The 24,985-nt window shown below is 61.2% G+C and carries 21 protein-coding genes; 18 read left to right on the top strand and 3 right to left on the bottom strand.

The window, feature by feature from the left end; translation table 11 throughout:
* The first annotated feature begins 32 nt into the window (after nucleotides 1-32).
* The 5 genes from GVK95_RS15975 (at nucleotide 33) to exoR (ending at nucleotide 7,832) form a co-directional block, all read left to right on the top strand.
* Nucleotides 33-704, top strand: coding sequence for a protein-L-isoaspartate O-methyltransferase (locus GVK95_RS15975; RefSeq protein ID WP_159951580.1), 672 nt, complete (start codon nucleotides 33-35; stop codon nucleotides 702-704).
* Nucleotides 705-900: 196 nt separating this feature from the next.
* Nucleotides 901-1,833 carry a DUF2497 domain-containing protein gene (locus GVK95_RS15970; protein ID WP_159951381.1) on the top strand — a complete coding sequence of 311 codons (933 nt, stop codon included), beginning with the start codon at nucleotides 901-903 and terminating at the stop codon, nucleotides 1,831-1,833.
* Between the two features lie 117 nt (nucleotides 1,834-1,950).
* Nucleotides 1,951-4,878: a valine--tRNA ligase gene (locus GVK95_RS15965; protein WP_159951379.1), complete on the top strand. Its 2,928-nt coding sequence runs from the start codon at nucleotides 1,951-1,953 to the stop codon at nucleotides 4,876-4,878.
* Nucleotides 4,879-5,324: 446 nt separating this feature from the next.
* Nucleotides 5,325-6,497 (top strand): outer membrane protein transport protein, encoded by a 1,173-nt coding sequence (locus tag GVK95_RS15960; protein ID WP_244618783.1) that lies wholly within the window; start codon nucleotides 5,325-5,327, stop codon nucleotides 6,495-6,497.
* A gap of 543 nt (nucleotides 6,498-7,040) precedes the next feature.
* Nucleotides 7,041-7,832, top strand: a complete 792-nt coding sequence (exoR, locus tag GVK95_RS15955; protein ID WP_159951366.1) for an exopolysaccharide production regulator ExoR — start codon at nucleotides 7,041-7,043, stop codon at nucleotides 7,830-7,832.
* A 28-nt stretch (nucleotides 7,833-7,860) separates the two neighbouring features.
* Here exoR and GVK95_RS15950 read toward each other — a convergent pair whose 3' ends face one another.
* From GVK95_RS15950 to erpA, 3 genes are all read right to left on the bottom strand, one after another.
* Entirely contained in the window at nucleotides 7,861-8,502 is a 642-nt protein-coding gene (locus GVK95_RS15950) for a hypothetical protein (protein ID WP_159951364.1), read from the bottom strand.
* A gap of 185 nt (nucleotides 8,503-8,687) precedes the next feature.
* A complete protein-coding gene (gene xth, locus GVK95_RS15945; RefSeq protein WP_159951362.1) occupies nucleotides 8,688-9,473 on the bottom strand; it encodes an exodeoxyribonuclease III in 786 nt (261 codons plus the stop codon).
* Between the two features lie 7 nt (nucleotides 9,474-9,480).
* Complete coding sequence (gene erpA / locus GVK95_RS15940; RefSeq protein ID WP_159951360.1) at nucleotides 9,481-9,813, bottom strand: iron-sulfur cluster insertion protein ErpA; 333 nt, start codon at nucleotides 9,811-9,813, stop codon at nucleotides 9,481-9,483.
* Between the two features lie 208 nt (nucleotides 9,814-10,021).
* Between erpA and GVK95_RS15935 the strand changes: the two genes are divergently transcribed.
* The 13 genes from GVK95_RS15935 to GVK95_RS15875 all read left to right on the top strand — a co-directional run bounded on the left by GVK95_RS15935 (nucleotide 10,022) and on the right by GVK95_RS15875 (nucleotide 24,971).
* Nucleotides 10,022-11,239 carry a deoxyguanosinetriphosphate triphosphohydrolase gene (locus tag GVK95_RS15935; RefSeq protein ID WP_159951358.1) on the top strand — a complete coding sequence of 406 codons (1,218 nt, stop codon included), beginning with the start codon at nucleotides 10,022-10,024 and terminating at the stop codon, nucleotides 11,237-11,239.
* Nucleotides 11,240-11,299: 60 nt separating this feature from the next.
* Nucleotides 11,300-13,060: an arginine--tRNA ligase gene (gene argS / locus GVK95_RS15930; protein WP_159951356.1), complete on the top strand. Its 1,761-nt coding sequence runs from the start codon at nucleotides 11,300-11,302 to the stop codon at nucleotides 13,058-13,060.
* Nucleotides 13,061-13,126: 66 nt separating this feature from the next.
* Nucleotides 13,127-16,195, top strand: a complete 3,069-nt coding sequence (locus GVK95_RS15925) for an SPOR domain-containing protein (protein ID WP_159951354.1) — start codon at nucleotides 13,127-13,129, stop codon at nucleotides 16,193-16,195.
* Nucleotides 16,196-16,324: 129 nt separating this feature from the next.
* Nucleotides 16,325-17,350: a beta-N-acetylhexosaminidase gene (gene nagZ / locus GVK95_RS15920; protein ID WP_159951352.1), complete on the top strand. Its 1,026-nt coding sequence runs from the start codon at nucleotides 16,325-16,327 to the stop codon at nucleotides 17,348-17,350.
* 71 nt (nucleotides 17,351-17,421) lie between these two features.
* Nucleotides 17,422-18,219: a ScpA family protein gene (locus tag GVK95_RS15915; RefSeq protein ID WP_159951578.1), complete on the top strand. Its 798-nt coding sequence runs from the start codon at nucleotides 17,422-17,424 to the stop codon at nucleotides 18,217-18,219.
* A gap of 7 nt (nucleotides 18,220-18,226) precedes the next feature.
* On the top strand, nucleotides 18,227-18,961 hold the full coding sequence (gene scpB / locus GVK95_RS15910; RefSeq protein WP_159951349.1) for an SMC-Scp complex subunit ScpB: 735 nt from the start codon (nucleotides 18,227-18,229) through the stop codon (nucleotides 18,959-18,961).
* A 100-nt stretch (nucleotides 18,962-19,061) separates the two neighbouring features.
* Complete coding sequence (locus GVK95_RS15905) at nucleotides 19,062-20,189, top strand: ABC transporter ATP-binding protein (protein WP_159951347.1); 1,128 nt, start codon at nucleotides 19,062-19,064, stop codon at nucleotides 20,187-20,189.
* Between the two features lie 13 nt (nucleotides 20,190-20,202).
* Nucleotides 20,203-20,424: a twin-arginine translocase TatA/TatE family subunit gene (locus GVK95_RS15900; RefSeq protein ID WP_159951345.1), complete on the top strand. Its 222-nt coding sequence runs from the start codon at nucleotides 20,203-20,205 to the stop codon at nucleotides 20,422-20,424.
* Nucleotides 20,425-20,546: 122 nt separating this feature from the next.
* Nucleotides 20,547-21,335 carry a Sec-independent protein translocase protein TatB gene (gene tatB / locus GVK95_RS15895; protein ID WP_159951343.1) on the top strand — a complete coding sequence of 263 codons (789 nt, stop codon included), beginning with the start codon at nucleotides 20,547-20,549 and terminating at the stop codon, nucleotides 21,333-21,335.
* Complete coding sequence (gene tatC, locus GVK95_RS15890) at nucleotides 21,332-22,141, top strand: twin-arginine translocase subunit TatC (protein WP_159951341.1); 810 nt, start codon at nucleotides 21,332-21,334, stop codon at nucleotides 22,139-22,141. The genes tatB and tatC overlap by 4 nt, the downstream gene beginning before the upstream one ends.
* Nucleotides 22,142-22,246: 105 nt before the next feature.
* Nucleotides 22,247-23,530, top strand: a complete 1,284-nt coding sequence (gene serS / locus GVK95_RS15885; RefSeq protein WP_159951339.1) for a serine--tRNA ligase — start codon at nucleotides 22,247-22,249, stop codon at nucleotides 23,528-23,530.
* A 20-nt stretch (nucleotides 23,531-23,550) separates the two neighbouring features.
* A complete protein-coding gene (gene surE, locus GVK95_RS15880; RefSeq protein ID WP_159951337.1) occupies nucleotides 23,551-24,321 on the top strand; it encodes a 5'/3'-nucleotidase SurE in 771 nt (256 codons plus the stop codon).
* Nucleotides 24,318-24,971, top strand: a complete 654-nt coding sequence (locus GVK95_RS15875) for a protein-L-isoaspartate(D-aspartate) O-methyltransferase (protein ID WP_159951335.1) — start codon at nucleotides 24,318-24,320, stop codon at nucleotides 24,969-24,971. The genes surE and GVK95_RS15875 overlap by 4 nt, the downstream gene beginning before the upstream one ends.
* Nucleotides 24,972-24,985 lie beyond the last annotated feature (14 nt).

The following is a 24,985-nucleotide window of genomic DNA, read 5'->3' as shown; positions in this document are numbered from 1 at the left end:
TCATGACACCGGCCGATATGGGGCGACAGGAAATGATGGACTACACAGCAGCACGCACCAAGATGGTCGACAATCAGATTCGCACGACGGACGTCACGTCCCATTCCGTGCTGGCCGCATGTCTGACCGTGCCGCGCGAAGCGTTTGTGCCGCCACATCTGAAGGCGCTCGCCTATATCGACGAGGACAGCCAAGTGGCCCCGGCCGCCGCGGGCATGCCCGGCCGCTACATCATGGAGGCGTCGCCGCTCGCCAAGCTGCTGCAGCTTGCCGCCATCACGAGGGACGATCTGGTTCTCGAGATCGGCTGCGCGACCGGCTATGTATCGGCGCTGCTGTCGTCGCTGGCCGGCTCGGTCGTCGCCATCGAACAGGACGAGGCGCTGGCCAACACGGCCACGCACACCCTGTCGAGCCTTGGCTATGACAATGTCGCCGTCGTCACCGGCCCGCTGGAGCAGGGCTATGCTGCCGAAGCGCCTTATGATGTGATATTCGTCAATGGCTCGATCGAGCTGTTGCCCGAGGCGTTGCTCCTGCAGCTTCGCGAGGGTGGCCGTCTGGTGGCGGTCGTCGGCTACGGCAATGCCGCGCGCGCGCGTCTTTATCTCAAGGCCGACGGCGTGACCTCCTACACGGACTATTTCAACGCATCGGTGAAGCCGCTGCCGGGTTTCCGCAAGGTTGCCGAATTCGTTTTCTGATCCCGGCAATCGGCGATCATCGACAGGGCCTGCCTCGCGCGGGCCCTTTTTGTTTGCCGCAGGGCAACAAAGCTGTGCATCAAGCCAGTTCGTCGCCCCGGCGTGATTTTTTTCTGTGAAGGCGTATCCTAGGGTGAATCGAATCGGCCGAGATGCGACGTGATGGCCGAACATTCTAGGGACAACGGGGATTAGTATGGCTCAGCCAAGCGTAGCACGTGAACCGTCCATGGAAGAAATCCTGGCATCGATTCGCCGGATCATTGAAAGCAATGATCCCGGCAGCGCCAAGGATATGTCCGATGACACGCCGTCCATGTATGATGACGAACATGGCGACATTGAAGCCGGCATGGATGGCGCCGATGACGATCGCGGCTATGAGGCGGTGGAATTCACGCCCGCCAATGATCAAGGCCCCACCCGTGTCGACCATGGCGTGAGCGGCAGCTATAGCGGTGAAGTACAGCCCGAGACGCGGCACGAACAGCCGGAAGCGCCCAAGAGCATGTCGCTGGCCGATCTGGCCGCGCGGGTACGCTCCGCCTCGGAGCGTGCCGACCGCTACATGGTGCAGCCGGCCCCTTCCGAGCCGGCGACGCGCGGCGAGAGCCCGCTGATGACCAGCCGCCTTGCAGAACTGCGCGCGCCGCAGGTGCGACAGCCGGAACCGGTTGTGCAAGCCGTTGAAGAGCGCAGCCACCAGACGATCGATTCTGTCGAAGTCCAGATGCGCCGCGAACCGCACCTTTCCTTCGATCAGCCGGCTGCATTGCCGATGCAGGAGGTCGAGATGATCGAAGAGGATGTGTCGGTCGTCGAGATGGACATCCCGGCAGATCCGAGCACGGATATCAACGCGCATCAGGGCTTGGGCGAAAGCACCAGCCAAGGCGCAGGCCAGAGCCTCAATGCGCTGGTCTCGGCCGCGACCGTCGAGCAGGTGTCGCGCTCTTTCGGTGAACTGGCAGCCGCCATCGACGGCCAGCAGCGCCGTTCGCTGGACGAAATGGCCGAAGACATGCTGCGCCCGATGCTGCGCGACTGGCTCGACGACAACCTGCCGACACTGGTGGAACGCCTGGTGCGCGAAGAGATCGAGCGCGTCGCACGCGGTCCGCGTCGCTAAATAAGACAAATTCCGGGTTTAGGCCGCTCCGGTGTCCGGGGCGGCTTTTTTATTGACTTGGATTTGCCAGTCCTGTTTACCAATCCCACAACAAGAACTCCAAAATCTGGTCGGAAAATGCTCGAAAAGACATACGATTCAGCCGCCGTCGAACCGAAGATCGCGAAAGCCTGGGAAGATGCGGATGCCTTCCGCGCCGGCGCCAATGCGAAGCCGGGCGAGGACACATTCACCATCGTCATCCCGCCGCCGAACGTGACGGGCTCGCTGCATATGGGCCATGCGCTGAACAACACGCTGCAGGACATCATGATCCGCTTCGAGCGCATGCGCGGCAAGGACGTGCTGTGGCAGCCGGGCATGGACCATGCCGGCATCGCCACCCAGATGGTTGTCGAGCGCAAGCTGATGGAACAGCAGCTGCCGGGCCGCCGCGCCATGGGCCGCGACGCCTTCATCGAGAAGGTCTGGGAGTGGAAGGACGAATCCGGCGGTCTGATCTTCAACCAGCTCAAGCGCCTTGGCGCCTCCTGTGATTGGTCGCGCGAGCGCTTCACCATGGACGAGGGCCTGTCGGCCGCCGTTCTGGAAGTCTTCGTCTCGCTTTACAAGGAAGGCCTGATCTACCGCGGCAAGCGGCTGGTCAACTGGGATCCGAAGTTCGAAACCGCAATCTCCGACATCGAGGTCGAAAACCGCGAAGTCGAAGGCCATATGTGGCACTTCAAGTATCCGCTCGCCGGTGGCGAGACCTATACCTATGTCGAGAAGGACGCAGACGGCAACGTCGTCCTGTCTGAAGAGCGCAACTATATCGCGATCGCCACAACTCGTCCCGAGACGATGCTGGGCGATGGTGCGGTCGCCGTTCATCCGTCCGACGCGCGCTATGCCTCGATCGTTGGCAAGCTCTGCGAAATCCCGGTCGGACCGAAGGCACATCGCCGCCTGATCCCGATCATCACCGACGAATATCCCGACCCGACATTCGGTTCCGGCGCGGTCAAGATCACCGGCGCCCATGATTTCAACGACTATCAGGTCGCCCGCCGCAACAACATTCCGCTCTATCGCCTGATGGACGGCACTGCCTCGATGCGCGACGACGGCGAGATCTATGCTGACTATGCCGCCCAGGCGCTTGAAATCGCCAAGTCCGGCCATGTTCCGAGCGAAGAGGAAGTCGACGGCATCAACCTCGTTCCCGACGAATATCGTGGCCTCGATCGTTATGCCGCTCGCAAGCTGATCGTCGATGCGATCAATGCCGAAGGCCTTGCTGTCACAGTCAAGGATGCCGAAGGCAACGACATTCCCTATGTCGAGTCGAAGAAGATCATGCAGCCCTTCGGTGACCGTTCCAATGTCGTCATCGAGCCGATGCTGACCGACCAGTGGTTTGTCGACGCCAAGACGCTGGCCGAGCCTGCCATCGCTTCCGTCCGCGAGGGCCGCACCCAGTTTGTCCCGAAGAACTGGGACAAGACCTATTATGAATGGATGGAGAACATCCAGCCCTGGTGCATCTCGCGCCAGCTCTGGTGGGGCCACCAGATCCCGGCCTGGTATGGTCCGGACGGCCAGGTTTTTGTCGAAAAGACCGAGGAGGAGGCGCTGCACGCCGCCATCCAGCATTACATTGCTCATGAAGGCCCGTGGAAGGCCTGGGTCGAGGAGAAGCTCGAAAACTTCCAGCCCGGCGAGATCCTCACCCGCGATGAGGACGTGCTCGACACATGGTTCTCCTCGGCGCTCTGGCCGTTCTCGACGCTCGGCTGGCCCGATCAGACGCCGGAACTCGACAAGTATTACCAGACCGACGTGCTGGTCACCGGCTTCGACATCATCTTCTTCTGGGTCGCCCGGATGATGATGATGGGTCTGCACTTCATGAAGGACGAGGACGGTAATCCGGTCGAGCCCTTCCACACCGTCTATGTGCATGCGCTGGTCCGCGACAAGAACGGCCAGAAGATGTCGAAGTCCAAGGGCAATGTCATCGACCCGCTGGAGCTGATCGACGAATACGGTGCCGACGCGCTGCGTTTCACCCTGGCGATCATGGCCGCACAAGGTCGCGACGTGAAGCTCGATCCCGCCCGCATCGCCGGCTATCGCAACTTCGGCACGAAGCTGTGGAACGCGACCCGTTTCGCCGAGATGAACGGCGTCAAGGCGGATCCGAAATTCCTGCCCGAAACGACGACGCTTGCCATCAATCGCTGGATCCTGACGGAACTGGCGCGCACCGAAAACGAAGTCACCGAGGCGATTGCCGGCTTCCGCTTCAACGATGCGGCAGGCTCGCTCTATCGCTTCGTCTGGAACAACTTCTGCGACTGGTATCTCGAACTGCTGAAGCCGGTCTTCGCCGGCGAGGACGCGATCGCCAAGGCCGAAGCGCAGGCTTGCGCCGCCTATGTGCTGGAGCAGACCTACAAGCTTCTGCATCCGTTCATGCCCTTCATGACGGAAGAGCTGTGGGCGCATACGGCCGGCGAAGGCCTGTCGCGCGACACACTGCTTTGCCATGCCGACTGGCCGGCACCGGAGTTTGCCGACGAGGCGGCCGCTGCCGACATCAACTGGCTGATCGATCTGGTCACCGGCATCCGCTCGGTTCGCGCCGAGATGAATGTGCCGCCGGGTGCGATCGCACCGCTGGTCGCAGTGGGTGCCAATGGCGTCACGCAGGAGCGTTTTGCCCGCCACGAAGCATCGATCAAGCGCCTGGCCCGCGTCGAGGCCATTACGTTTGCCAGCGTCGCACCCAAGGGAGCCGCCCAGATCATTGTCGGTGAGGCCACGGTCTGCCTGCCGCTTGGCACGCTGGTCGACCTGTCGGCTGAAAAGTCACGGCTGGAAAAGGCGATCGCCAAGGTCGATCAGGAAATGGCCCGCATTTCCGGCAAGCTGAACAACGAGAAGTTCGTCGCCAACGCCAATCCTGAGGTCGTGGCGGCCGAACGCGAGCGGTTCCAGGAACTCGAAGTGCAAAAGGCGAGCCTGGAAACGGCGTTGAAGCGGGTTCTCGAGGCCGGCTGATATTTGTTGTAAGAAAGAATGATTTTCCAAACGCCGGGTCGACAAGCCCGGCGTTTGTGATTCTGGCTTCTGCCGGCCTATTGCTCGTTATTGCTGCATTGCATGCAGAATCACCCTCAAGACGGGGATCTTATGCTGCAATACAGCAACGGGAACGAAATGCGCGATGTTTTCCCCGGTCGTTTACGTATGACGCTGCTGTGACGCTGGCGACACAGCTTGCTGCGGCTTTGGTAAATAATTCTAACAAGGCGCGGCCGAGTGTCGGTTTGAGCAATATTTGTCCAAATTAAGTTGTCATTTACGTGCACGTCAAATTAATTACGTAAAAATTTCTCGGTTGGAACAAATTGTCCACCTTTTGCGTGCGATTGTTATTCACACGGACGTGACTAAGATCCCAACTCACAGTTTTGCCAAAATTGGGGAGAGATATGGCGATACATTTGACCAAGAAACTGAGCCTGGCTTTGTTGAGCGCTTGCGCGTTTGCCGGTGCCGCACACGCTGGCGGTTTTGCTCGCGGCGATGCCGATACAGATATCCTTTATGAAGATGGCACGGCTGTTTTCCGGGGCGGCTATACCTATGTGATGCCGGATCGGGCGTATGATACCGTCAATGGCGCCGCCGGCACCGATGACGCATTCACCGACAGCTACGGCGTTCCGTCCTTCGCCGCAAAGTTCCGCATTTCGGAGAATTTCTCCTGTGCGCTGAGCTATACGCAGCCATTCGGCGCTTCTTCCACCTATGGCACGCAGGCGCAAGCCGCCGACCGTGCTGCGGATGTCGCCGCCGGTGGCACGACGGGTGCGCTGGGCGGCAATGCCGTGAAGGAAGCGAGTTTCGACACCAATGAATATGGCGGCACCTGCGCCGTCAATTTTGCGGCAGGTCCGGGCAACATCCATTTCATCGGTGGCGTCTTCTCGCAGTCTTTCGATTACTCAGAAAGCAAGACATTCGGCACGTTGGAAATGGAAGATTCCAGCGCCTTCGGTTACCGGATCGGCGCGGCCTACGAGATTACCGAATACGCACTTCGAGCTGAGTTGATGTACCGCTCGCAGGTGGATCATGAAGCGGATGGCACGTTCACATCCAATTCTCCGCTTTCGTTGGCTGGCATTCCGACAGGTTCGAAATTGTCCGCAACTGGTTATGGATCTCTGCCTCAGTCGCTGGAACTGAACCTGCAGAGCGGCATCGCGCCCGGTTGGCTCGCTTTCGGTACGGTCAAGTGGACCGACTGGAGTGTACTCCAGACTCTGAACTATAACATCACGAGCCTTGGGGATCTGCAGAAGAACTTCTTCTGGAAGGACGGCTGGACGATTACCGGTGGTGTTGGCCATACCTTTACCGACACCGTTTCCGGCGCGCTCAGCTTGACCTGGGACAGCGGCGTCGGCACGGGCGCCGATATCGTCACCGATACCTGGACAGTGGGTGCCGGCACGCAGATCAAGGCAGGTCCTGGCCTTCTGCGTCTCGGTGGCGCAGTGTCCTACCTCACGTCCGGCGATCAGACCGTCGCCGATGGCGCCGACTTCAACGCGACGGCCGATGGTGACTGGGCTTACACCCTGACCGCATCCTACAAGATTGCGTTCTAAGCCTAATGCCTGAATGAACCAAAGAAGCCCGGCTTGTCCGGGCTTCTTTTATGGCGGATGGCAGCGCGGCGCTGCTCCAAAATGTGACGTTTATGCAACATTTCGTTTATCCTTCAATCGCGGCCACGCAACGGCCAAATTTGTCCACATCCCGCCACAAACGGGGAGCACCGATGCTTTCCGGAAACGTGCAGGTGCCGTTTCGAGTGTGTGGTGCGTGAGTTTTTACATGGGCCTTTCGGTCGCAGATCGCTTTCGAATTCAAGACTTTTTGGCCAAAGGTGGTCGGCGCAATGCCCGATTTTTTGGTCAGCAAGGATCACAGATGATCTCGGTCCCAGTCTTGCCGGAAAGCTGTCCTAACCTTCGGCTCATGAGAACAAGTGCAAGCGTCCGGCGTAGAAATGGCGCCGTTGCAGTATCAGTCCGTGAACCAGATGTTCATCGGTCATTGTGTATCAAAAGATCAGACGCAGCTGGACTCGTCATGGTGACGGGATGGGTGCGCTGATGTCTGTTTTGTCCTGGAAGAATTACGCAGCCATGCAAGTTCGCGATTGGAAATCCTCGGCTATTCTGCTGCTGTCGACGGCGCTGCTGTTCTCATCGAGTCCAGCGGCCTATGCCTTTGACATCAATGGCAGCGTCAGCAAGGAATCCGGTCCGTTCGATCTCTTCAAGTTCGGCTTCAATGCCTACAAGAAGGGCCAGAAAGAGGAAGCCGTCGAAGCCTATCGTTATGCCGCTGAAAAAGGCCATACCGGTTCGCGCTGGGCGCTGGCCAACATGTATGCCGCCGGCGACGGCGTGGTGCGCAATGATTTCGAGGCTTTCAAGATCTATTCCGAGATCGCAAGCCAGGGCGTCGAGCCGGGCTCGGACGACACCGGTTTCTTCGTCAACGCGCTTCTGTCGCTGGCCCGTTACTATCGTCAGGGCATTCCCGGCAGTCCCGTGAATACGGACCTCTCGCAGGCCCGCCAGCTGTATTTCCAGGCAGCGTCGACGTTTGGCATTCCCGAAGCGCAGTTCCGTCTGGCCCAGATGATCCTGGCCGGCGAGGGCGGCAGCGCCAATGTGCAGCAGGCGAAGAAGTGGCTCAATCTTGCCCGCAAGAGCGGCCATGCAGGCGCCATGTCGGTGTTTGGCAATGTCCTGTTCGAGGAAGGCCAGACCGTTCGCGGGCTCGCTTTCCTGACGGCAGCCCTCGACCGCTGCAATGCCAAGGATTGTCCGTGGATGCAGGAGTTGCAGGAGCGGGCCTTTTCCATGGCGAGCGAAGATGACCGCCGCGTTGCCGTGGCGCTTGCCCCGGAAGTTTATCAGGAACAGTAACCGCGCCGTGGCGCCTGGTCTGTGATGATCACGCGGTCTTGGCTGCCGTGCTCCATGTCAGGTAGACATAGGTGTCTTCGACGAGCACGAAGCTGGCGCTGTTGCCTGTAGTCTTGTCGATATGGGCGCCGCTCTCGGTCAGTTCGCAGCCGCCCGTGCCCTCCCGTTTCAACTCCGACCGGAGAAAGCTCGACCAGTCGCGTGTTGCGACGGAAGTTGCGGTCTTGTCGCCGTCAACTGCGCTGCTATCCCAAGCCGTGATCTGCCTGCCTTTTTCCGCATCGGTGACAGTCAGGGTCCCGGCATCCAGCGCGGCCAGCATTTCCTTCGCCTTCAGAGCTCCGTCTCCCGACTGCGACAGTTCCGTGAGCTTCGTTTTCAGGTTGTCCATGAACGTGGCGGTCTGGATGTCATCCGACGTCTTCGTGAGCGCGGTGAGCCCGTCGTCTTCGCTGTCGGTTGCATTCAGTGCCTGTAGCAGCCCGGTGCTGTAGGTATCGTCGGTGCTGTCGTCTTCCTGACCATAGGTCCGCATCAGGTTGGCAAGCGACGAATTGTAATAGTCGTCGTTGCTGCTGGTCTCGCTGTCGCTGGCCTGCTGGTTTTCTTTCTGCACTTTCAGAAAGATCTGCGTGATGCTCTGGCTTGCGGAATTGATCGATGAAACCATTTTAAATATTGCGCTCCCGTACTATTGCCCGGCAATGCTGGTGCGGGGGTCCGCAAATGAATGCGGCCGAAAATGGCTCCCGAACCCGCCTGAAAACCTGCACATAGCTCTACCGTGCCGCCCTTGTCCGGGGCTGGCGCGAATGGGTGCGAATGGATGCGGATTGGTTGAGAGGCTGCTCCGGCTTAAAAGCCGAAGATGCCGGTCACCGGAACGTGGTCGGATGGCTTTTCCCAGGCGCGCACGTGTTTTTCGATCGAGGTCGAGCGCAGTCGGTCGGAGGCTTCCGGCGACAGCATCAGGTGGTCGATGCGGATGCCGTTGTTCTTCTGCCAGGCGCCGGCCTGATAGTCCCAGAAGGAGTAGAGCTTTGCGTCATCGGTGGTCGCGCGCACCGCATCGATGAAGCCGAGATTTTCCAGTCGACGGAACGCCGCGCGGGTCTGCGGCAGGAAGAGGGCGTCGTTTTCCCACTGCTTCGGATCGCGGCAGTCGAACGGTTCCGGGATGACATTGTAGTCACCCGCCAGAATCAGCGGTTCCTCCAGCGCCATGCGGTCGCGGGCAAACGCCTCCAGCCGAGCCATCCAGCGCAGCTTGTAGGGATATTTGACCGGGTCATCGGAAGGGTTGCCGTTCGGCAGATAGAGCGAGCAGACGCGCAGCACGCCGCCTTCCACCGAAAATACCCCTTCAATGAAGCGGGCCTGTTCGTCCGTGTCGTCGCCCGGCAGGCCGCGATTGACCTCATCCGGCTTCATCTTCGACAGCAGCGCCACGCCGTTGAAGCCTTTTTGGCCATGCGTTTCGACATGGTAGCCGAGCGCTTCGATCTCAAGCCGTGGAAAACCCTCGTCGACCGACTTGATCTCCTGCAGGCAGACGATGTCGGGCTGTGAGTCTTGCAGCCACTGGCACAGGCTCTCGATGCGCGCCTTGACGCCGTTGATGTTCCAGGTGGCTATTTTCATCATTCACTCACACGGAGAAGCTGGTGCCGCAGCCGCAACTGGCAACCGCATTCGGATTCTTGATCTGGAAGGACTGGCCGAGCAGATTGTCGACGAAGTCGATCTCGGATCCCGCCATGTAGATCAGCGAAACCGGGTCGATCAGCACGGTCGCGCCGTCGCGGGTAATCACGATGTCGTCGTCCATCTGATCTTTGTCGAGGTCGAATTTGTAGGAAAAGCCCGAACAGCCGCCGCCTTCGACGGCAACGCGCAAGGCGTTCTTGTCGGTATCGGCTGCGACAATCGCCGCGATTCGTTTCGCTGCGGCCTGGGAAAGTGTCACGTTTTGCGTCGTCATGTTGCCTCCTGACGGGTTCAAGGCCCGTGGAAAACCGGAATTATCGGCAAGGATAGCCCCTTGTCGCGAAATGTCACGAAATGCCGCAAGCTTCGCATCGGCTAGACCTGCATGATAGACCTTGATCAAGGCCAACAGCCTTGCGGCTTCGTCCGCTATAGGTATGAAGGCTGAGGTAGCGCGTCAATGGGGAGCGGACAGCAGGCGAATGACGATTGACAAATCTGCACTGGGTTTCGGGTCTGGCGACAGGGCGGTTTATGCCACCAATCCGTGGAAAAGCCGTGGACGGCTGTTTGCCGAAGACGGCAGCCTGACGCGTTCGGATTTCCAGCGCGACCGCGACCGCATCGTGCACACGACCGCGTTTCGCCGGCTGAAGCACAAGACCCAGGTCTTCATCGGACCCGATGGCGATCACTACCGCACCCGGCTGACCCATACGATCGAGGTGGCGCAGATCGGTCGGGCACTGGCGCGTGCGCTCAAGCTCGACGAAGACCTCGCCGAAGGCGTGGCGCTTGTCCACGATTTTGGCCATACGCCGTTCGGCCATACCGGTGAGGATGCCCTGCATGAGGTGCTGAAACCTTATGGCGGCTTCGACCACAATGCGCAGTCGCTGCGCATCGTCACCAAGCTGGAGCGTCGCTACGCCGATTTCGACGGGTTGAACCTGACATGGGAGGCGCTGGAAGGCCTGGTCAAGCACAATGGCCCTTTGTTGACCAAGAGCGGCGAGGGCACGCGTGGACCGGTTCCGCAACCGATCCTCGACTACTGCGAGATCCATGATCTGGAACTGGCAAGTTATGCCGGTCTTGAGGCGCAGGTATCGGCGATCGCCGATGACATCGCCTACAATACCCATGATATCGACGACGGACTGCGTTCCGGCTACCTGACCTTCGCCATGCTGGAGGAAGTGCCCTTCCTTGCCGGTCTGATGAAGGAGGTGCGCGATCGCTATCCGCATCTCGACGATGACCGCTTTACCCACGAAATCATGCGGCGCCAGATTACCCGCATGGTCGAGGACGTGATCGGCGTCGCGCAGGATCGGTTGAACAAGGTTCAGCCGCAAAGTGTCGAGGATGTGCGGGCCGCGTCGATGACCATCGCCACCTTCTCCGACGCCATGGCCGAGACTGACAAGCAGATCAAGAAGCTGCTGTTCAGCCGCATCTACCGTCATCCGGACATCATGCGCATTCGCGCTGCCGCAGCCGAGATCGTGACCGATCTGTTCAACGCCTATATGGCCGATCCGACGCTGATGAAGAGCCACTTCTGGGTCAACCACATTTCCGGCCTCAACGACGGCGCCAAGGCCCGCCATGTCGGCGACTACCTGGCCGGCATGACCGACACCTATGCTGTGCGCGTTCACCGGGAGCTGTTTGACCGGACTCCCGAATTGCGATAGGCAGCGCTCAAATTTCATTGAGAGACACAGCCGCAATCGGCTTGTGCGCAGGTAGAAGTCATGAACCTATTCGCCGATTTCGAAACCAGAATTAAGGCCGCGCTGGAGCAGATCGACAGCATTCGCGACAAGCGCGAAAGCCTCGATTTCAGCCGCATCGTTGTCGAGCCGCCGCGCGATCCGAGCCATGGCGATGCCGCGACCAATGCCGCCATGGTACTCGCCAAGGGGCTTGGCACCAATCCGCGCGCGCTGGCCGACATCATCGGCGAGAAGCTGAAGCAGGATCCGGATATCGCCGAAGTTGGCGTCGCCGGTCCGGGCTTCATCAACATCCGCCTGTCGACCGAGTATTGGCAGCGCCTTCTGGCGACCATCATCAGCGAAGGAACGGATTTTGGCCGTTCGGCGCTCGGTCAGGGCCACAAGGTCAATGTCGAATATGTGTCGGCCAATCCGACCGGCCCGATGCATGTCGGCCATTGCCGTGGCGCCGTGGTCGGCGACGCGCTGGCCAATCTGCTCGCCTTTGCCGGCTATGACGTGACCAAGGAATATTACATCAACGATGCCGGCGCACAGATCGATGTGCTCGCCCGTTCGGTGTTCCTGCGCTACCGCGAAGCGCTGGGTGAAAATATCGGCGAAATCCCGGCCGGCCTCTATCCGGGCGACTATCTCGTGCCCGTCGGTCAGGCGCTGGCCGAGGAGTTTGGCGTCAAGCTGCACCAGATGCCGGAAGAGGACTGGATGGCGATCGTCAAGGAACGCGCCATCGATGCGATGATGGTGATGATCCGCGCCGATCTGGCCCAACTCAACGTCCATCACGACGTCTTTTTCTCCGAGCGCTCGCTGCATGCCAATGGCGCGGCCCGCATTCGCACGGCAATCAATGACCTGACTTTCAAGGGCCATGTCTATCGCGGCTCTCTGCCTCCGCCGAAGGGGCAGTTGCCGGAAGACTGGGAGGATCGCGAGCAGACGCTGTTCCGCTCGACCGAAGTGGGCGACGATATCGACCGCCCGCTGGTCAAGTCGGACGGGTCCTATACCTATTTTGCGGCTGACGTCGCCTACTTGAAGGACAAGTTCGACCGCGGTTTTTCCGAGATGATCTATGTGCTCGGCGCCGACCACGGCGGCTATGTCAAGCGGCTTGAGGCGGTCAACCGTGCCGTCTCCGAAGGCAAGAGCAAGCTTACCGTGCTGCTCTGCCAGCTGGTCAAGCTGTTCCGCGATGGCGAGCCGGTGAAGATGTCCAAGCGTTCGGGCGACTTTGTCACGCTGCGCGAAGTGGTCGAGGAAGTCGGTCGCGATTCGGTGCGTTTCATGATGCTCTACAGAAAGAGCTCCGAGCCGCTCGATTTCGACTTTGCCAAGGTCACCGAACAGTCGAAGGACAATCCGGTCTTCTACGTGCAATACGCGCATGCCCGCTGCATGTCTGTCTTCCGCCAGGCGAAGGAAGCCTTCCCGGATCTCGATATTGCCGGCCTCGACCTGTCTGCCGCAGTCGCTGGCCGGATCGCCGATCCGACCGAGCTGCAATTGATTGGAAAAATGGCCGAATACCCGAGAATTGTGGAGGCTGCGGCACAGTCGCAGGAGCCGCATCGGCTTGCATTTTACCTATATGATCTGGCAAGCTCCTTCCACGCTCATTGGAACAAGGGCAAGGATTCTCCGGAATTACGCTTTGTTAACGATAAACATAGAGAATTAACCATCGCCAGGCTTGGGCTGGTGCATGCTGTCGCCTCCGTGTTGAAGTCGGGACTTGCCATTACTGGCACCGAAGCTCCGCTAGAAATGCGATAGTATCGTCACCATTTCCCCGCATTGCACTGGCAAGCGTATTGTCGCGTGAATGAGTGGAATTAGGTAATGGTACAGAAGCAGGCCGCAAACAGCATACGATCGCAGGGCGATAGCTTCGCGGATGATGATCCGTTGGCGGAGCTTGCCCGCATTGTCGGTTTTGACCAGCCCTTGAAGCGGGAGCCGGTTTTGTCGCTGCCGCAGGTGCCGGTATCGCCGGAGGCTGATTTCAATCTCGAAGACGAACTCTTGCGTGAATTCTCGGTCTATGAAGCTCCGGCTTCGCCTCAGGCTGAGGATGAATGGTCGTTCCGGGCGCCGGAACCCGTTGCACCACGCTACGAGCCAGAACCGCAGTCATACGAGCCAGAACCGCAATCATACGTGCCGGAATCGCAGCCATACGAGGCGCCGCAGGCATATGAGGCGCCGCGCGCCGAGCCGGATTTTCATCAGGACGACGCGTTCGCGGATGCCTCCTTTGATGTCGAGCCGGAGGCGTCTTTCGCCGCGACCGTGCAGGACTCCCGCGAAGATCCGTCCTTCTCGTTGGATCTTGCTGACGAGCTTGAAATGGCCGTCGCCGAAGTCGAGGTATCGCGCGCGCCGCAGCGTTTCGAGGAAGTGCCGCGCCTGCGTCTCCCGTTGGCCAATTTTGCGCCGGCGCCACGCGTGGAGCCGGTCTTGCAACAAGTCGTGCAGCCCGCCGCGCCTCCGCAGGCCGTTTCGGTTCCTGTATCCCCCGTTGTCTACCCGGATGTGGTCGATCCCACGTCGTCGCGGCAAGCGACCGTGCAGGTCTCCTTTGACAAGCCGGCTTTCGATTGGTCATCCGTGGCAGTCGAGCCTGCCGTAAAGGCCGAAGACGTCGTCGTGCCTGAACTCGGCGATTTCGCCTTCGATTTCTCCGAACATTCGGATGACGTCGAGCCGGTTTCCGGAGCCGCCACCCGCAACGACGGTCACCGTGAACCGGATTTCGGCTTCAGTTTTTCCGACGATATGATTCGCGGTCCGGTCGACAAGATCGAACCGGTTGCGCCAGTCGCAATGACACCGGCAGCAATGACACCGGCAGCAATGGCAGCGGCAGAAATTTCGCCGGCTGCATCTTCTGAAGCATCGCAGCGTCCGCCGCTGGCTGCCGACGAGGAGTTCGACCCCTTCGCAGACCATGATTTCGACCTGCAATTGGACGAACTCGACCTTGATCTTTCCGAGATCGAGCCGGTGGCCGCGCGCCCTGTCGCTGCGCCCTATGTTGCACCTATCGCGTCCGCCCAGGCTTTCGTGTCGGCTGTCAACGTCAGTTCAGGCAACGCCAGTCCAGGCAACGTCACTTCAGGCAGTGTCAGTGCGGCGCGGATCGAGCCGGCAGCGCCCGTGGTCACCGTGACACAGCCCGTGGTGCAGAGCGTGCCGCAGACGAATGTGAGCTTTGCGCCGGCGGCTCCGCCGCAGCCGCAATACCAGCCGCAGCCGACCATCTCGGCGTCTGTCCGGTCCGAGCCTGTGCAATCTGAACCGGCGGCCCGCGCCGTGCCGGACTACGAGGACAGCCTTGGTTTTGATCCAGCCGAGATTGCCGAGCAGGACGAGCAGATCGAAAGCTTCTCCGGCATGGACGTGCCGGAAGTGCCGGTTGCTGAAGCGCGTCCGCAGGCAGCACCTCAGGCCGACTACGATTTCGATATCGATTCCGAACTGGCCACGCTGTTCGACGAACCGGCGGCGAACCCGCCGCCCGCGACGCCGCTGCCCAACGTCGGTCGCGTTGCCGTTGAAACCCCGGTCAAGCCCGCCGCGGCCCAGCCTCCGCTGGATGAGTTCGAGGCGTTCGAGCGCGCGCTCGAGGAAGACTTCCGCACGTCGCTGAATTCGACCCAGACCTTTGAACGCGAAACGCGCGGTCACATCACCATCGCCGGTGAGGCCAAGGGCTTCCGCCGGATCAAGCCTTATCTCATGGCGGGAACTGCCGCTGTGGTCCTGCTGCTCGGTGCTGGTGGTCTCTATGCATGGCTCGGCACCGGCTCGGTCGGCACATTGACGAGCGGCGAGCCGCAGGTAATCGCAGCCGACAAGGATCCGGTGAAGATCGTGCCGGAAAATCCGGGTGGCAAATCCGTGCCGAACCAGGACAAGGCAGTCTATGACCGCGTTGCCGGCAATGGTGTGGAAGATCCCAAGCAGACCAGCCTGATTTCGTCTGAAGAAGAGCCGATGGACGTGGTTCAGCGGACCCTCATTCCTGAAAACCTGCCGATGGAAGGTGAGAGCCAGGATGGCGTGATTGCGACGCCGGTTGGCGATACGGAAGATCCGCGTCTGCTGCCGGATGGCCAGCCACAGGAAGCGGCCACTGCCGCCGCCGAAGATCCGGGCACGATTACGCCGCGCAAGGTGCGTACGATGATCGTTCGGCCGGATGGCACCCTGGTTGCCCAGGACGTTCCGGAAGTCGCGACCCAAACGCAGACCGCTGCCGCATCGCAGGCTGGCCAGCAGACCGCGACACCGGTTCTGGCGGCGCCGAGCCTTGCGTCCACCAACACGACGGATGTGGTCAAGCCGATCGAGACCAGTGTCGTTCCGCCGGTCGCAACGCCGGCTGCGTCCGCCCCTGTCGAGACAGCGGCTGTTGCTCCTGTCGAGGCACCGGCTGCGGAAATGACCGGTACGCCGGATCCGAAGGCCCCCATTCCGACAAGCCGCCCGGCCCAGCAGCCGGTCAATGTCGTCAGCACGGTCACGGATCAGGGCAATGTGCGCCCGACACCGACACCAGCACCGGCACCGGCTGCGACCCAGGCACCGACTGCCCCGACCGAAACGGCTGCTGTCGCACCCGCGACACCGGCAGCGACAGCACCGGCGGCTTCTGCCGCGTCCGGCAGCTATGCCATCCAGATTGCCTCGCTGCCGTCTGAGGCCGATGCGCAGAAGAGCTATCGAAACCTGTCCGGTAAGTTTGCCAGCGTGCTCGGCGGTCAGCCGTTCGAGATTCGCAAAGCCGATATTCCAGGCAAGGGCACGTTCTACCGCGTCCGCGTCGGTGCCGGCAGCAAGGCCGAAGCCGTGGCGCTGTGCGAAAAATATCGTGCAGCCGGCGGCAGTTGCCTGGTCTCGAAATGACCCTTGCATCTCAGATTGCATGATTCAGGGGGCGGGACCGACGGTTCCGCCTCTTTTTCTGTGTATGAGGCCAGTCCTCGCAAGATCCTCCGCTTCGGCTTTCGTCCCTCCGGAATTATGATTCAGGCCATGACCCAGACAAACGCCTCTTCCAAATCGATGATCCTCGGCTGCCTCGGCCAAAGCCTGACGGCAGATGAAAAGGCGTTCTACCGAGACGAACAGCCGTGGGGCTTCATCCTGTTCGGCCGCAATATCGGCGAGGCAGCGCAGATCAAGGACCTCGTTGCCGAGATGCGCGAGACGGTCGGCGGGCGCAACGCGCCGGTGCTGATCGACCAGGAGGGGGGACGCGTGCAGCGCATTCGTGACCCGATCGCGCCGCGTTACCCGTCCGGCGCAATGATCGGTGAATTGTATCGCGCCGATGTGGAAAAGGGTCTTCGGGCCGCCTGGCTGCTGTCGCGTCTTCATGCCTTCGACCTTTTCCGTCTCGGCATCAATGTCGATTGCCTGCCGGTTCTTGATGTGCCGGTCGAGGGTGCCAGTAATGTGATCGGCGACCGCGCCTATGCAACCGACCCGCAGATCGTTGCCGCCATCGGGCAGGCGGCGGCCGATGGCCTGAAGGCCGGCGGCGTGCTGCCGGTGATGAAACATATCCCGGGCCACGGACGCGGCATGGCCGACAGCCATCATCACTTGCCGGTCGTCACCGTGCCACGCGCTGATCTCGAAGCGCATGATTTCCTGCCGTTCAGGGCCCTGCGCAACGAGCTGATGGCCATGAGCTGCCATGTGGTATATTCCGATATCGATCCGGAGCATCCGGCATCGACGTCGCGGATCGTCACCGACGAGATCATTCGCGGGTCTATCGGTTTTGAAGGGCTGCTGATGTCGGACGATATCTCGATGAACGCCCTGAAGGGCACGATCGGCGAGCGGGCCGAGCGCATTGCCGGCGTGCTCGACGTCATCCTGCATTGCCATGGTCATATGGACGAAATGCAGGCGGTTGCTGCCGCTGCATCCGAACTGTCGGGCGCCGCAAGGCGGCGGGCCGACGCGGTCGAGGCGGCATTCGGGCTGCCGGATGACAGCGACGAGCAGGCCTTGCGCGACGAGTTCGCTTCGCTTCTGGCCCTTGCCTGATGGTGCGCGGCCCGGTTCAGCCGACGATCATTCACCGTCCGTCGAATGCCGAGACCCCGGCACCGATGCCGATGGACAGTCTGTGGCAGGACAATGCCGAGGACCGTGCCGTCACCGATCCCGCCCTGCTGATCGATGTCGCCGGCTTTGAAGGGCCGCTCGACCTGCTGCTGTTCCTTGCGCGCAACCAGAAGGTCGACCTGTCGCGGATTTCCGTGCTGGCGCTGGCCGAACAGTATCTGCAATTCGTCGAAAGCGCGCGGCGCATCCGGCTTGAACTGGCGGCCGACTACCTGGTTATGGCGGCGTGGCTTGCCTATCTGAAGTCGCGGCTGCTGATCCCGCAACAGGCCAAGGACGACGGACCATCGGGCGAAGAGATGGCCGCGACGCTGGCCTTCCGGCTGAAGCGGCTGGAGGCGATGCGCGATGCAGCCACGCGCCTGATCAACCGCAATCGGCTGGGGCGAGATGTGTTCGCCCGCGGCGCACCGGAACATGTGCCGCGTCGGACAGAGAGCGCCTATGAGGCGACGCTGTATGATCTGCTGACCGCCTACGCATCCCTGCGCCAGCGTCAGGCGGTGACGCAGGTGACGATCGAGCGCCGCAAGGTGTGGTCGCTCGTCGATGCGCGCGGCATGCTGACCCGCATGATCGGCGAGATCGACGACTGGACCGCGCTGGAACACTATCTCCTGCGCTATTTGCCAAGCGAGGACGAGCGCGTGACGGCAATTGCCAGCTCGTTTGCCGCCTCGCTGGAACTGGTTCGCGAGGGACGGCTGGAGATCCGCCAGGAAGGCGCATTCCAGCCGATCTTCATGCGCAGCGGACCCAAGGCCCAAGCCCTGAAATCGGTGGAATGAGGCGTGTATGACCGGCAGTGACCAGAGCGACTTCATCGATGACCAGGATTTGGAGACCGGCGAGACGCTGGCCGATCCGCAGCGGGCTTTCGACGAGCGCGAGGCACTGCGCATTGCCGAGGCATTGGTGTTTGCCTCTGCCGAACCGGTGTCGACCCATTTCGTCGCAGAACGCCTGCCGCGCGATATCGACGCAGGCAAGATCCTCCATCGTCTGAAGGACGACTATGCCAGTCGCGGCGTCAACCTGGTTCAGGTCGACGACTATTGGGCTTTCCGCACGGCAGCCGACCTCTCTTTTGCCATTCGCAACGAAGAGACAGAGGTCAAGAAATTGTCGCGAGCGGCATTGGAAGTGCTGTCGATCATCGCCTATCACCAACCGGTGACGCGGGCGGAAATCGAGGATATCCGTGGCGTCCAGACATCCAGGGGCACGCTGGACGTGCTGATGGAGGCGGGCTGGGTACGGTTTCGCGGTCGCCGCCGCTCGCCGGGGCGCCCGGTGACACTGGGCACGACGCGCGATTTTCTCGATCATTTCGGTCTGGAGGAACTGCGCGATCTGCCGGGTCTCGAGGAACTCAAGGGCGCTGGACTGCTGTCCGGGCGCATTCCGTCGAATTTCAATATTCCGCTCCCCTTCGGCAGCGATGACCTGACAGAAGACGAGGATCCGATCACGCAGCTCGATCTCGAGGAACTCGGCCTCTTGACTCCGGGCGGTGAAGCAGAGGAATAGGGTCAGCTTTTGAATGGTAACCGGCAGTTCCCCCGGATGCCCGGTGGGAACTCAGTCCCGGCGGTGCATCCTGCGGGCAAGAGGCCGCGCGGACGACGGAATGAACCCAGCGAGAAGCCAGCATGGAGACGGACAGCGCACGGCCGGCGTGACCTTTGCCGCGCGCCTGACCTTTGAGGATATCCGCCACCGCTATCACGGCAAGGACACGATCCGCGGCGTCACGCTGACGGCGGAGCCGGGTGAGGTTCTGTGTCTGCTCGGACCCTCCGGATCAGGCAAGACGACGCTGCTGCGCATTGCCGCCGGTATCGAGGTGCAGACCAGCGGCCGGCTGTTGATCAACGACAGCGAAGTGGCCGGTCCGTCCGGCTTCCTGCCACCGGAAAAGCGCGGCATCGGGCTGATGTTTCAGGATTTTGCCCTGTTTCCCCATATGAGCGTGCTGGACAATGTCCGCTTCGGTCTGACGGCGATGCCATCGAAGAACGCGGTGTCCGAGGCGATGCTCGCGCTGGAGCGGGTAGGGCTGTCGCATTATGCCGACAAGTATCCGCATGCGCTGTCGGGCGGCGAGCAGCAGCGTGTGGCACTGGCCCGGGCGCTGGCCCCGCGTCCGAGCGTGCTGCTGATGGACGAGCCTTTTTCCGGTCTCGATTCGCGGCTGAAGGACACAATTCGGGCCGACACGCTGGATATCCTGCGCGAAAGTCGGGCAACCGCCGTCGTCGTCACCCATGATGCCGAGGAAGCCATGCGCATGGCCGACCGGATCGCGCTTCTGCGCGACGGCCAACTTGTGCAGGTCGGCACGTCCGACGATCTCTATCGGCGACCGCGCGATCTGTTTGCCGCGGCATTCTTTTCGGAAATCAACGAGTTCTCCGGAACGGTTGCGGGCGGCAGGGTGGAGACGCCGCTGGGTGCTGCTTCTGCCGCCGGGTTCGGGGAGGGCAGCGAGGTTTCGATCGCCGTCAGGCTTTCCGGTCTTTCGGTGCGTGAAACAGGCGGCTCGATCCCGGCCCGCATCCTCGCCCGCCGCTTCCTCGGCGTGGTCGAACTTCTCGACCTTGCCATACCGGGCACCGAGCGTCCCGTGCGCGCCCGCATCCGCGCCGATCTGTTATCCCCAGCTATCAGGGATGTGAGTATCGCAGTCGATCCCCGAGACATTTTGGTGTTTGAAAAGTCGACGGAAAACCCCTACATCGGGGAAACGCAAATCTAAGGAGTGGCAGGTAATGGGTTCTTTCAGCTTGTGGCACTGGATCATCGTCCTGGCGATTGTCCTTCTGCTGTTCGGTCGTGGCAAGATTCCGGAACTCATGGGTGACGTTGCCAAGGGCATCAAGAGCTTCAAGAAGGGCATCAGCGACGAGGACGAGCAGGATACGGCATCCTCGACCACGCCAGGTGCAACCACCGCGAAGACTGTCGACCACAAGGCCGACGAGACCAAGTAACAACCCTTACCCCGTGTCCGGATCCGGCGGCCCATGCCGCCGGGACTGCGCTAACGCATGGATGCGGGATTGAATGGCGCTATATCGTCGCGCCGCCGGACTATGGCATCAGGAGCCGTTGAATGCTGGATATTGGCTGGACCGAGTTGCTCGTCATCGCGGTGATCCTGATTGTCGTGGTTGGTCCCAAGGACCTGCCGCCGATGATCCGCGCATTTGGCAAGATGACCAAGCGTCTTCGCAAGACGGCGGGCGAATTTCGCTCGCAGTTCGACGAAGCTCTGCGCGAGGCTGAACTCGACGATTTGAAGCAATCGGTCAATGATATCCGGTCGCTCAATCCGACCAATTCGTTGCGCGATGCGATCAATCCGCTGCGCCAGATGGGCCAGGAGATCAAATCCGACCTGCAGAAGGCGAGCCGCGTCGATGCACCCGCCGCCGTCTCGCAGAAACCTGCGACCGCAAGTGATGTGGCCGGCACGCCCGTTGCCGAACATTCGATCCTGCCCGATCTGGTCGCGCCGACGGCGCCGCCTGCCGACCTCGTTTCGACGCCGCCGGTTGCCGCCACCGCCACCGCGCCGGCTACATCATCTCCGGCCGGCCTCGACCAGCCGGTGAAGAAGACGGCGAGCCGGAAGAAAGCGCCGGCAACGACCGACGTGACCGAGGCTTCCGTAACAGTCGCCAAGTCCCCTAAGGTAAAGCGCACTGCAACGGCTGCTTCGCCATCCGCCGCGACGGCGACCCCCAAGGTTGCGTCGAAGGCGGCAACCAAGGCGCTCTCACCCGAGATCGCCGAACCAAAGACGGCAGAGCCCGTCGCTGTCGTTACGCAAGCCGGAACGGTTGCAGCGCCTGCTGCGCCGCGCAAGCCACGCAAGACCAAGAGTGAGGACCGTGCATGAGCGGCGAAACCGAAGACAAGCCGCAGCCATTGATCGAACACCTGATCGAGTTGCGGTCCCGGCTCATCTGGGCGATCGGCGCGTTTTTCCTCGCCTTCATCGTCTGCTTCTTCTTCGCCAAGCAGCTCTTCAACCTGCTGGTCATTCCCTACAAATGGGCTGTTCTCTGGGCTGGCCTCGATCTGTCCAAGGCGGAACTGATCTACACGGCGCCGCAGGAGTTCTTCTTCACCCAGGTCAAGGTCGCTGCCTTCGGTGCCATGGTCATTGCCTTCCCGGTGATCGCCTCGCAGGTCTACAAGTTTGTCGCACCGGGTCTCTACAAGAACGAGCGCCAGGCCTTCCTGCCATTCCTCGTTGCCTCTCCCGTGTTGTTCCTGCTGGGCGCCTCGCTGGTCTATTTCTTCTTCACGCCGATGGTGATGTGGTTTTTCCTCGCCATGCAGCAGGCACCGGGTGAGGGCGAGGTGGCGATTTCGCTGATGCCCAAGGTGTCCGAATATCTGAGCTTGATCATGACATTGGTGTTTTCCTTCGGCCTGGTTTTCCAGCTGCCGGTGATCACCACCTTGCTCGCCCGTGTCGGCATCATCGAAAGCCAGTGGCTGGCAGACAAGCGCAAGTACTTCATCGTCATCGCCTTTGTTGTGGCCGCGGTCCTTACGCCGCCGGACCCGGTCTCCCAGATCGGTCTTGCGCTGCCAACGATCCTTCTCTACGAGATTTCCATCTATGCGGCGCGAATCGTCGAGCGCAATCGGGCCAAGACTACCGCTGTCGAGGCTGCCTTGAACGAGACGGAATAGGCGTTCTCCGCCATTCCCGCCGCCGGTTTAACCCATGCCGACATGGGGCCGGACGAGGCCGCCGGCCAGATCCGATCCCGGTCCAAATCAAGACCTGGAACGACAATGCTCGATATCAAGTGGATCCGTGACAATCCCGAGGCTCTCGATGCTGCGCTGGCCAAGCGCGGCGCAGAACCGCTGTCCGCCGGCCTGATCGCTTTGGATGAAAAGCGCCGCTCCGTCGTTCAGGCGCTGCAGGACATGCAGTCGCGCCGCAATGCCGCCTCCAAGGAGATCGGTGCTGCCATGGCCCAGAAGGACATGGTGCTGGCCGACAGGCTGAAGGCCGAAGTGGCCCACCTGAAGGACACGATGCCGGCAGCCGAAGAGGACGAGCGCCGGTTGAACGCCGAGCTTTCGGATGCCCTGTCGCGCATCCCCAACATTCCGCACGACGACGTGCCGGTCGGCCGCGACGAAAACGACAACGTCGTCACCCGCATGACCGGCCAGAAGCCGGGCTGGAACCATCCGGCCAAGGAACATTACGAGATCGGCGAAGCGCTCGGCTACATGGATTTCGAACGCGCCACCAAGCTGTCGGGTTCGCGTTTCACCGTGCTCACCGGGCCGCTGGCCAGGCTCGAACGGGCCCTTGGCCAGTTCATGATCGACCTGCACACCAGCGAACACGGCTATACGGAAGTGTCGTCGCCGCTGATGGTGCGGGCCGAAACGCTCTACGGCACCGGCAATCTGCCGAAGTTCGAGGAAGATCTGTTCAAGACCACCGATGGTCGCTACCTGATCCCGACCGCCGAAGTGACGCTGACCAACCTCGTCGCCGGTGAGATTCTCGATCAGGAAAAGCTGCCGCTGCGTTTCACGGCACTCACGCCGTCTTTCCGCTCGGAAGCAGGCTCGGCCGGTCGCGATACCCGCGGCATGCTGCGCCAGCACCAGTTCTGGAAGTGTGAACTCGTCTCGATCACCGATGCCGAAAGCTCGATTGCCGAGCACGAGCGCATGACGGCCTGCGCCGAAGAAGTCTTGAAGCGCCTCGGCCTGCATTTCCGCACGTTGACGCTGTGCACCGGCGACATGGGTTTCGGCTCGCGCAAGACTTATGACCTTGAAGTCTGGCTGCCTGGCCAGAACACCTACCGCGAGATCTCGTCCTGCTCGGTCTGCGGCGATTTCCAGGCGCGGCGCATGAATGCGCGCTATCGCGGCAAGGACGGCAAGGGCACGACTTTCGTGCACACGCTGAACGGCTCGGGCACGGCGGTCGGCCGCTGCCTGATCGCGGTCATGGAAAACTATCTCAATGAAGATGGCTCGATCACTGTTCCCGACGTCCTGCTGCCCTACATGGGCGGTCTGACGAAAATCGAAAAGGCCAACTGAGCCGCAAGAGGGACCGGGCGATGCGCATTCTGCTGACCAATGACGACGGGATCCATGCCGAAGGCCTGGCGGTTCTCGAGCGGATCGCCCGCACGCTGTCCGACGACGTCTGGATCGTCGCGCCGGAGACCGACCAGAGCGGGCTTGCCCATTCGCTGACCCTGTCGGAGCCTTTGCGCCTGCGCGAAACCGGCGAAAAGCGTTTCGCGCTGCGCGGCACGCCAACCGATTGCGTCATCATGGCGATCCGCAAGGTGCTCGATCGCAAGCCGGATCTGGTCCTGTCCGGCGTCAATGCCGGCGGCAATATTGCCGATGACGTGACCTATTCGGGTACTGTGGCCGGCGCGATCGAGGGCACCGTGCATGGCGTGCGTTCCTTCGCACTTTCCCAGGTTTATGACTACGTGGCCCGCACGCCGGTTCCGTGGGATGTGGCTGAAACCCATGCGCCGGACCTGATCCGCAAGCTGTCTACCGTCGACCTGCCGCCGGGCACTTTTCTCAACCTGAACTTTCCGTGCGCGAAGCCGAGCGAGGTCCAGGGTGTCGAGGTGACGGGGCAGGGCAAGCTCGATTTCGGCCTCAGTGTCGAAGAGCGGCATGACAATCGCGGGGTTCCCTATTTCTGGCTGCAGTTCGGCGATCGCAAGGGTGATTTCCGCGCCGGCACGGATCTCCAGGCGATGCGCGAAAAGAAGATCTCCGTCACACCGCTCAAGCTCGATATGACCGACTATGCGGTTCAGGATCGGGTGGCAGCAGCTCTCGGTTTCGGGAGCGACGTGTGAAGTCTGCTTTGCTCGAGAAGGAGGGGTTTGCCGCGCTGGTCCTGCGTCTGCGGGCAGAAGGCTTGAGCAATATCGATCTGCTGACCGCAGTCGAGCAGACACCGCGCTCGCTGTTTGTCTCTCCCGACTATGCCGAGAACGCCTATTCCAGCCGGTCGATCCCGATCGAATGCGGGCAGTTCATGGAAGGGGCCGATCTGGCCGTGCGCCTCCTGTCGCTTCTGCAGGTCAAGCCGGGCCAAAGGGTGCTGGAAATCGGCACCGGTAGCGGATTTGTCACCGCCGTTCTGGCGCGGCTGGCCGAGCGCGTCATCTCGATCGAGCGGTATCGCACACTTGTCGGCAACGCCCAGCGCCGGCTCGACAGCCTTGGCTTGCGCAATGTCATCCTGCGCCAGGCAGACGGCAGCAACGGTCTGCCCGGCGAGGGCACGTTCGACCGCATCTTCGCAACGTCCGCCTATCCTTCCATGCCACGGTTTTTCGCTGAGCAGCTGGTATCCGGCGGCATGCTGCTGGTGCCGATCATGGTCGACGAAGAGCGCTGTACCATGGTTCGGCTGACCAAGACCGGCAGCCGTTTCGAGCGGGAGGACCTGTTCGAAGTGCCCTTCTTGCCGATGCAGCCAAAAATCGCCCTGCATATCTGACGTTCGATGGACGC

It is taken from the genome of Rhizobium sp. 18065 (assembly GCF_902706095.1).
In the GTDB taxonomy this organism is placed as follows: Bacteria; Pseudomonadota; Alphaproteobacteria; order Rhizobiales; family Rhizobiaceae; genus Allorhizobium.
The sequence above is the reverse complement of the archived record's forward strand: the minus strand, read 5'-3'. Positions and strand labels throughout refer to the sequence as shown.

Coding starts and splice junctions, on each gene's coding strand:
- exoR (WP_159951366.1), top strand. CDS start 7,041: ATGCAAGTTCGCGATTGGAAATCCTCGGCTATTCTGCTGCTGTCGACG.
- GVK95_RS15970 (WP_159951381.1), top strand. CDS start 901: ATGGCTCAGCCAAGCGTAGCACGTGAACCGTCCATGGAAGAAATCCTG.
- argS (WP_159951356.1), top strand. CDS start 11,300: ATGAACCTATTCGCCGATTTCGAAACCAGAATTAAGGCCGCGCTGGAG.
- GVK95_RS15935 (WP_159951358.1), top strand. CDS start 10,022: ATGACGATTGACAAATCTGCACTGGGTTTCGGGTCTGGCGACAGGGCG.
- GVK95_RS15925 (WP_159951354.1), top strand. CDS start 13,127: ATGGTACAGAAGCAGGCCGCAAACAGCATACGATCGCAGGGCGATAGC.
- nagZ (WP_159951352.1), top strand. CDS start 16,325: ATGACCCAGACAAACGCCTCTTCCAAATCGATGATCCTCGGCTGCCTC.
- tatC (WP_159951341.1), top strand. CDS start 21,332: ATGAGCGGCGAAACCGAAGACAAGCCGCAGCCATTGATCGAACACCTG.
- GVK95_RS15905 (WP_159951347.1), top strand. CDS start 19,062: ATGAACCCAGCGAGAAGCCAGCATGGAGACGGACAGCGCACGGCCGGC.
- tatB (WP_159951343.1), top strand. CDS start 20,547: ATGCTGGATATTGGCTGGACCGAGTTGCTCGTCATCGCGGTGATCCTG.
- serS (WP_159951339.1), top strand. CDS start 22,247: ATGCTCGATATCAAGTGGATCCGTGACAATCCCGAGGCTCTCGATGCT.
- GVK95_RS15950 (WP_159951364.1), bottom strand. CDS start 8,502: ATGGTTTCATCGATCAATTCCGCAAGCCAGAGCATCACGCAGATCTTT.
- erpA (WP_159951360.1), bottom strand. CDS start 9,813: ATGACGACGCAAAACGTGACACTTTCCCAGGCCGCAGCGAAACGAATC.
- surE (WP_159951337.1), top strand. CDS start 23,551: ATGCGCATTCTGCTGACCAATGACGACGGGATCCATGCCGAAGGCCTG.
- GVK95_RS15975 (WP_159951580.1), top strand. CDS start 33: ATGATGGACTACACAGCAGCACGCACCAAGATGGTCGACAATCAGATT.
- scpB (WP_159951349.1), top strand. CDS start 18,227: ATGACCGGCAGTGACCAGAGCGACTTCATCGATGACCAGGATTTGGAG.
- xth (WP_159951362.1), bottom strand. CDS start 9,473: ATGAAAATAGCCACCTGGAACATCAACGGCGTCAAGGCGCGCATCGAG.
- GVK95_RS15965 (WP_159951379.1), top strand. CDS start 1,951: ATGCTCGAAAAGACATACGATTCAGCCGCCGTCGAACCGAAGATCGCG.
- GVK95_RS15915 (WP_159951578.1), top strand. CDS start 17,422: ATGGACAGTCTGTGGCAGGACAATGCCGAGGACCGTGCCGTCACCGAT.
- GVK95_RS15900 (WP_159951345.1), top strand. CDS start 20,203: ATGGGTTCTTTCAGCTTGTGGCACTGGATCATCGTCCTGGCGATTGTC.